Raw genomic sequence first — 7,245 nt, forward strand, 5'->3', positions numbered from 1 at the left:
AGGCGTTGTAATCGTGAGGTTGCCAAAGAGCACCGCATTGAAAGCGTTGTGGTCGTGAGGTTGTCGAAGAGCACCGCATTGAATGTGCGGTCATAAAAGTTGACGACAACAGATGAAAGGAATCCGTTAACTTTTTAAAAAATCCGCTAAAATGCCGGCGGTAAATTCTTTCCTCAAATAAAACCCCAAAGGCAACGTTTCTACCAAGCTTCCATCTGCCCCGATGCCTTTAGTTATCGCGTGACTGTTGGCGCCTTTCGGTCTTAGCTGCATGACTTCGCCGATGCGTGCGGTAATTTGCGTCAATCGTCCCAGCGTGATGTATTCCATCAATTCTTCCCAATCCTGTTTTAGGCGGCGTTCTTGCTCTTCGTTCGGTTGCCATAAAATTGGCGCGCCGATGCGACGTTCGCCTAAGGGAATGTGACGACCGCCTTCAACAGGCATCCAAAGCACGCGGGAAAGTTTGTGGCGAACGTGAGAATGTTCCCATTGTACGCCGCAATTTTGAGCCAGCGGCGCAAGACTGACGAAGGTCGTTTCGAGCGGAAAGCCTTGTTCGTTAATCGGTAACGTTTTGAGTTCAACGCCGAGATGAGCGAAATCTTGTTCTGCTTTACTGCCGGCGGTCGCGCCCAATGCAGTTTCCAACAGCATACCCACCCAGCCCTTGTGGCGTTTTAAATCCGGCGGCACGGCAACATGTAATTCGTCGGCAAGCTCACCGAGCGTCAGCCCGGCAATGGCTTGTGCGCGTTGTAAGAGTTGTTCGAGAGTTTGCGGTGTCATTGGGTGTATTTTTTGAAAAAGCGCGGTTTAGTGTCTTCGCTGCCTTTATCGATGTAAGGAATATTTTCCAGTTGTAATAAAAAACGTTTTGCCGCTAGGCCGCCGCCGAAACCGGTTAAGGTTTTGTCTTTGCCGAGAATGCGGTGGCACGGAATTATAATGCTGATTGGATTGCTGCCCACTGCGCCGCCCACTGCGCGCACGGCTTTGGGGTTATCAATTATTTGGGCCAATTCACCATAGCTGGAAATTTTGCCGTAGCCGATGCCGCGCAACGCTTGCCAAACGGCTTGTTGGAATGCGGTGCCCTCGGTTTTCAGCGGAATATCGGCGAAGGTTTCCGGTTCGCCGCCGAAATAACGCTTAAAAGCCGAATGTACTTTTTGGAAAAGGGGCAAGTCATTTCGTTTAATCCATTTTGGGTTCGGCGCGTATTGTTCTTTTTCGAAATCAACGTGAGTGATATGTTCGCCGTCAGACAAAATCAGCAAGTCGCCAATGGGGGAGGGACAATAAGTGTAGTAAGATTCGGTCATTTTTGTAATGTTTTGAATTAAAGTTTGCGGATGAATGCATCATAAAAAAAGCACACATCCGATGGACGTGTGCTTCATTATGCTAAATTTTTTAACGAATTAGAAACGATAATTCAAGTTTAAGCCGTAAAGGTTGGCGCTGGATTTAGAACGATATTGCGCAACGACTTTTCTGCCCGCGAAGTTGGATTCTTCGGTAAATTGAATCTTTTTGCCGTGTAAGTGGGCGAAACCGGCATCAATAGAAAGATCCGGCGTAAATTTATACGTCGCACCGAAACTATACCAAGTTCTATCGGTATCCGGAATGGACGCGCTGGCGTGTTTTCCGGTGGCAGCAGCTTTGTCATAGGCGATCCCCGCACGAAGAGTTAAGGCATCGTTTAGCGCATAAGTCGCGCCGAATGCAATGCGCGAGTTAGCACGGTAATTTTCCTCTTTATAGAAGGCGTCCACACCGTCTTGATAAGTGCCACGCAACTCTTTGAAGCGATGCCAATCGGTGTATTTGTAGCTATAATGCAACGCCAATTTATCGGTGATTTGATGGAATCCTGAAAATTCCCAATAGCTTGGTAATTTCAAGGTTAATTCGCCGACGCCGGTCAATTGTCCACCCCGATGCGGTGCGGCGGCACGACTTAGTGCGTTATGATCTTTAAAGTCAATATCGATTGGCGAATGATAAGCCAAACCGAATCGATTACGCTCATTAATTTGATAGCTTAAACCCGCATTCCAACCGAATCCCCAAGCGTTTTTATCTTGCAAGTGAACCAATGGTGTACCCGCGGGAGCGCTCATCAGCGGCGCTAAAAATCCCGCTGTGCGCTCCACTTCGGCTTTTGCATAAACGGCGTTAATGCCCAAACCGGCGCTAAATTGTTCGGTTACGCGATAGGATCCGCTTAAATTCAGGTTTAACGCGGTTAAATCCGTTGTTCCGCCAAAAATGCCGGCGGCATAATTATCTTCATATTCGCTTTTTAAACCGAAGTTAACGTTCATTCCGCCACCGACGGCAAACTTATCGTTAATTGGCGAAATAAAATACATATTCGGTACAAATGAGCCGGGAACGACACTGCTCTTGTGCGCATCGGCTTTCAATGCGGTGCCCTGAAGCGCGATCTGACCTTCCATACGGATTTTTGAATCTACATAAACGCCGCCCGCAGAGAATTGATTAGCGTCGAATAAGCTCATTAAGGCCGGGTTGGTCGCGACCACCGCTGCATTATCCGCGATTGCCGCCTCACCGGCATACGCGCGACCCAAACCGGAAGACGATACTTCCGCTAATTGGAATGCCGCCGCATTTACGCCACCGGCAGCCAATAATATTGCTGTTGCAAATAAAGAACGGTGAAATTTTTTCATTGGAACCCTTTGTTATTTATACGAAAAATAAAAGAAGCGCGATTCTAAAACTCCATTAATTAGAGCGCAAATTCATTTTGTTATTTTATTAGAGTTCCGACCAGTCAATATTTTTGAAATATGCGGCGGATTTCAAACTTGTTTTTAAAAATGCTAAAATGGCGCCGATTTTTATTTCGAAATAAGGACAAATTATGAGCGTAAAATGCAAAGCGGAAGAATCGCTGACTTGTAGCTGCGTGGATGTTGGTACGATAATTGATGGTTCTGATTGTACGGTGAACGTGGATCAAACTTTCCCAAACCAAACGGACGCCGAACAAGCCTTTGCACGTTTAACCGAAAAAGCGCGCCGAACCGAAAGCGAGCCTTGTGAAATCAGTGGCGAAATCATTGCCGTTGAATGCGGTGCTCAATTGAAAGCACGTTTTACTTTTTGTTGCCAAGCCGAAGCGATGATTTTTGAATTGGCGAACCGCTAAAAAATTTCGCAAAAACAGAACTTAGGCCGCTTTCATGCGGTCTTTTTTATCGTATTTTCCATCTCGTATTTTTCCATCGCAAACGTTTGCCTAATCTGATACAATTCGCGCCAATTTTTATTCACTGACACAGGAAAACATTGTGAGCAAACAATCATTAAGTTACAAAGATGCCGGCGTAGATATCAACGCCGGCAACGAACTTGTCGAACGAATTAAACCGCATGTGAAACGTACCACGCGTCCCGAAGTCATCGGCGGCTTGGGCGGTTTCGGCGCCTTATGCGCTATTCCGAGTAAATATGAAGAGCCAATTTTGGTTTCCGGCACAGACGGCGTCGGCACCAAATTACGTTTGGCGATTGATTTGAAAAAACATGACGGCATCGGCGTGGATTTGGTCGCAATGTGCGTGAACGATTTAGTGGTACAGGGCGCTGAACCGTTGTTTTTCTTGGATTATTACGCTACCGGTAAATTAGATGTGGAGGTCGCATCCGACGTGGTTAAAAGCATCGCAGAGGGCTGTGTGCAATCGGGCTGTGCGTTGGTGGGCGGTGAAACGGCGGAGATGCCGGGGATGTACCACGAAGGCGATTATGATTTAGCCGGTTTCTGTGTCGGTGTGGTGGAAAAATCGGAAATTATTGACGGCAGTCAAGTGCGTAATGGCGACGCATTAATTGCATTGGGTTCCAGCGGACCGCATTCGAACGGGTATTCCTTAATTCGTAAAGTCATCGAGGTGTCCGGTGTCAATCCGGCGACTGCCGAATTAGACGGTAAACCGCTAAGCGAACAAGTGTTGGCGCCGACTAAAATTTATGTGAAATCCGTTTTATCCCTTATCAAAAAAGTGAACGTGCACGCCATCGCACACTTAACCGGCGGCGGTTTCTGGGAAAATATTCCGCGCGTGTTACCGAAAAACACCAAGGCCGTGATCGACGAAAAAAGTTGGGCGTGGCAACCGATTTTTAAATGGTTACAAGAGCAAGGCAATATTTCCACTCACGAAATGTACCGCACCTTTAATTGCGGCGTCGGCATGGTGATTGCGTTGCCACAAGATCAAGTAGAAATCGCATTGGCAATATTAAAGCAAGCGGGCGAAAAAGCTTGGCTTATCGGTCGTATTGAACAGGCCGCCGACGGCGAAGAACAAGTCGTTATTCAATAATCACTCCTCTTTTTTATAAGGCGAATGTAAGTTCGCCTTTCTTTTTTATTTTTTACCCTTCTTTGTTGCTTGCATATTTAAACGGATGTTCGTTAGCTGCCTGAATGACACTTAATAAGTGGAATCAAAACGCTTGGAATCGGGACTTTCAAATTCAATGCGGTGCTCCCGGCGAAGGTCACCGGCGATTCTAAGGGAAGTAATTATTTCTGGTGAGTTCTAAGGGTTTTCGTTAAAATCGGCGGGCTTATTTTATTTATACAGGAGAAACTATGAACTTTCCTAAAATTGCCGAACAAGTAATTGAAAAACTGGGCGGTAAAGGCAATATTGCCACGGCCGCTCACTGCGCAACGCGCTTACGTATGGTGTTAAATGACGAGAGCAAAGTCGACAAAGAAGGCATTGATACTATTGAAGGCGTGAAAGGTCAATTTTCCGTGGCGGGGCAATACCAAATTATTTTTGGTTCCGGCACAGTAAATAAAGTACATGAAGAACTCATCAAACAACTTGATATCGGTGATGTGAGCAAAGCGGAAGTGGCGGAAGCGGCAGCAAGTAATCAAGGCTTATTGCAACGCCTAGTAAAAGGGTTGGCAGATATTTTCGTCCCGATTATTCCGGCCATTGTGGCGGGCGGTTTGTTAATGGGGATCCATTCCATGCTTACTTCTGTCGGATTCTTCTGGGAGGAACATTCCGTCGTCACGAAATATCCGGCGATTTCAGATTTGGTCGAGTTCATCAACACTATCGCGAATGCGCCTTTTGTGTTTTTGCCGGTGTTGCTTGGTTTCTCCGCGACTCGCAAATTCGGCGGTAATCCGTTTCTCGGCGCCGCATTGGGAATGCTTTTGGTACATCCGGCATTAGCCGATGGTTGGAACTACGCAAAAACCTTAATGGAAGGCAACATTCAATACTGGAATGTATTTGGCCTTGAAATCGAAAAGGTCGGCTACCAAGGCACCGTCATCCCAACCATTATTTCCGCTTGGGTGCTGGCGAGCTTGGAAAAAACCTTCCGCAAATTCGTGCCGTCTTATTTAGATAACTTGGTCACACCGTTATTTTCGTTGTTTATTGCCGGTTTTTTGGCGTTTACCGTGATTGGTCCAATTGGTCGCGAAGCAGGTTCATTAATTGCAACGGGCTTGACTTGGTTATATGACAGCTTAGGTTTCGTGGGCGGCGCGATTTTCGGAACATTCTACGCGCCGATCGTAATTACCGGTATGCACCAAACTTTTATTGCGGTGGAAACCCAATTATTGGCTGAAATGGCACAAACCGGCGGAACTTTCATTTTCCCGATCGCGGCGATGTCTAATATCGCGCAAGGTGCAGCTTGTTTGGGCGTAGCGCTGGCGTTAAAAGATCCGAAAGTGCGCGGTTTGGCGGTGCCTTCCGGTATTTCTGCCTTACTCGGTATTACCGAGCCGGCAATGTTCGGGGTGAATTTACGTTATCGCCAAGCATTTTTTGCGGCGATGATCGGTTCGGGCTTGGCAAGTGCGTTTATCGCGTTCTTTAATGTTAAGGCTATTGCCTTAGGCGCGGCGGGCTTTCTCGGCGTACCATCCATCAAACCGGACAGTTTGGCAATGTACAGCATCGGTATGATGATTTCCTTTACTGTGGCGTTTGGCCTTTCTTTCGTGATGGTAAAACGTGCGAACGCAGAAGCGTAATCTCTTTTGCCGACAGCACCGCATTGGAAGCGCCTCCAATGCGGTGCTATTTTGAAGCAAGAGCGACGACAATAAAAAATGCGGTGAAATTAACTTCACCGCATTTTTTGTTAGGCAGAATGGCAGTTATGTTGATAGGCGTAAAGCGTATTGTTCATTAACATTGCGACCGTCATCGGACCGACCCCGCCCGGTACCGGCGTAATGTAAGCAGCTCGGCGCTCGGCGGCTTCAAGGCCGATATCGCCGACCAGTTTGCCGTCGATACGATTAATGCCGACATCAATCACCACAGCGCCTTGTTTCACCCATTCGCCCGGCACTAAATGCGGTTTACCGACCGCGACGACCAAAATATCTGCTTGGCGAACGTGGCTTTCTAAGTCTTTGGTGAAACGATGGGTTACCGTAACGGTTGCGCCCGCAAGCAATAATTCCAATGACATTGGGCGGCCGACGATATTGGACGCACCGACAATCACCGCGTGTTTGCCGTGCAAATCGATGCCTGTGGTTTCTAACAATTTCATTACGCCGTATGGTGTACAGGCGCGCAAGGTCGGAATACGCTGGCATAGGCGCCCGACATTGTAAGGATGAAAACCGTCCACATCTTTTTCCGGTTTGATGCGTTCAATCACTGCTTCAGAACGAATGTGTTTAGGCAACGGAAGTTGAACTAAAATACCATCGATAGTTTCATCGGCATTGAGTTCATCAATTAATGCAAGCAATGCGTGCTCTTCCATGGTTTCCGGCAAATCGTAAGATTTTGAAAAAATTCCCACTTCTTCACAGCTGCGGCGTTTGCTTGCTACGTAAACCTGGGAGGCGGGATCTGCTCCTACAAGAATGACGGCAAGCCCCGGAGCGCGTTTCCCTTCATTGCGATATTGGGTAATTTGCTGTGCGATTTCCGCTTTAATTTGCTTGGAAAGAGCGCTGCCGGAGATAATTTTTGCTGTCATTGGGAATCCTTAATGATGAAACGTAAACGTTTGCTATTCTAGCCGACAACATCGTTATTTACAAAAGCAAATCTAAAATTGAAATAATTTTAACCAGTCGATCGATAAAATAACAAAAATTCATTGACTGAAGGATAAACCGCACTATAATTGAGCGCGTTTGTCGGCGAGTAGCGCAGCTTGGTAGCGCAACTGGTTTGGGACCAGTGGGTCGTA

At 47.1% G+C, this 7,245-nt stretch carries 7 protein-coding genes; 3 read left to right on the forward strand and 4 right to left on the reverse strand.

The window, feature by feature from the left end:
* Positions 1–126: 126 nt before the first annotated feature.
* From mutH to ACO59Y_RS01800, 3 genes are all read right to left on the reverse strand, one after another.
* Positions 127–789 (reverse strand): DNA mismatch repair endonuclease MutH, encoded by a 663-nt coding sequence (mutH, locus tag ACO59Y_RS01790; protein ID WP_486130112.1) that lies wholly within the window; start codon positions 787–789, stop codon positions 127–129.
* On the reverse strand, positions 786–1,325 hold the full coding sequence (locus ACO59Y_RS01795; protein WP_486130114.1) for a methylated-DNA--[protein]-cysteine S-methyltransferase: 540 nt from the start codon (positions 1,323–1,325) through the stop codon (positions 786–788). The genes mutH and ACO59Y_RS01795 overlap by 4 nt, the downstream gene beginning before the upstream one ends.
* Before the next feature lie 99 nt (positions 1,326–1,424).
* A complete protein-coding gene (locus ACO59Y_RS01800; protein ID WP_486130116.1) occupies positions 1,425–2,705 on the reverse strand; it encodes an outer membrane protein transport protein in 1,281 nt (426 codons plus the stop codon).
* Positions 2,706–2,899: 194 nt separating this feature from the next.
* Here ACO59Y_RS01800 and ACO59Y_RS01805 point away from each other — a divergent pair, with 194 nt between their 5' ends.
* From ACO59Y_RS01805 to ACO59Y_RS01815, 3 genes are all read left to right on the forward strand, one after another.
* Positions 2,900–3,187, forward strand: coding sequence for a YfcZ/YiiS family protein (locus ACO59Y_RS01805; RefSeq protein WP_486130118.1), 288 nt, complete (start codon positions 2,900–2,902; stop codon positions 3,185–3,187).
* A 142-nt stretch (positions 3,188–3,329) separates the two neighbouring features.
* Entirely contained in the window at positions 3,330–4,367 is a 1,038-nt protein-coding gene (purM, locus tag ACO59Y_RS01810; protein WP_486130119.1) for a phosphoribosylformylglycinamidine cyclo-ligase, read from the forward strand.
* Positions 4,368–4,639: 272 nt separating this feature from the next.
* Positions 4,640–6,061, forward strand: coding sequence for a sucrose-specific PTS transporter subunit IIBC (locus ACO59Y_RS01815; RefSeq protein ID WP_486130120.1), 1,422 nt, complete (start codon positions 4,640–4,642; stop codon positions 6,059–6,061).
* A gap of 110 nt (positions 6,062–6,171) precedes the next feature.
* On the opposite strand, the gene folD is transcribed toward ACO59Y_RS01815, so the two are convergent.
* The gene (gene folD, locus ACO59Y_RS01820; RefSeq protein WP_486130121.1) at positions 6,172–7,029 is read right to left on the reverse strand and encodes a bifunctional methylenetetrahydrofolate dehydrogenase/methenyltetrahydrofolate cyclohydrolase FolD; all 858 of its coding nucleotides are present in this window, start codon (positions 7,027–7,029) and stop codon (positions 6,172–6,174) included.
* Positions 7,030–7,245 lie beyond the last annotated feature (216 nt).

It is taken from the genome of Rodentibacter sp., assembly GCF_057314195.1.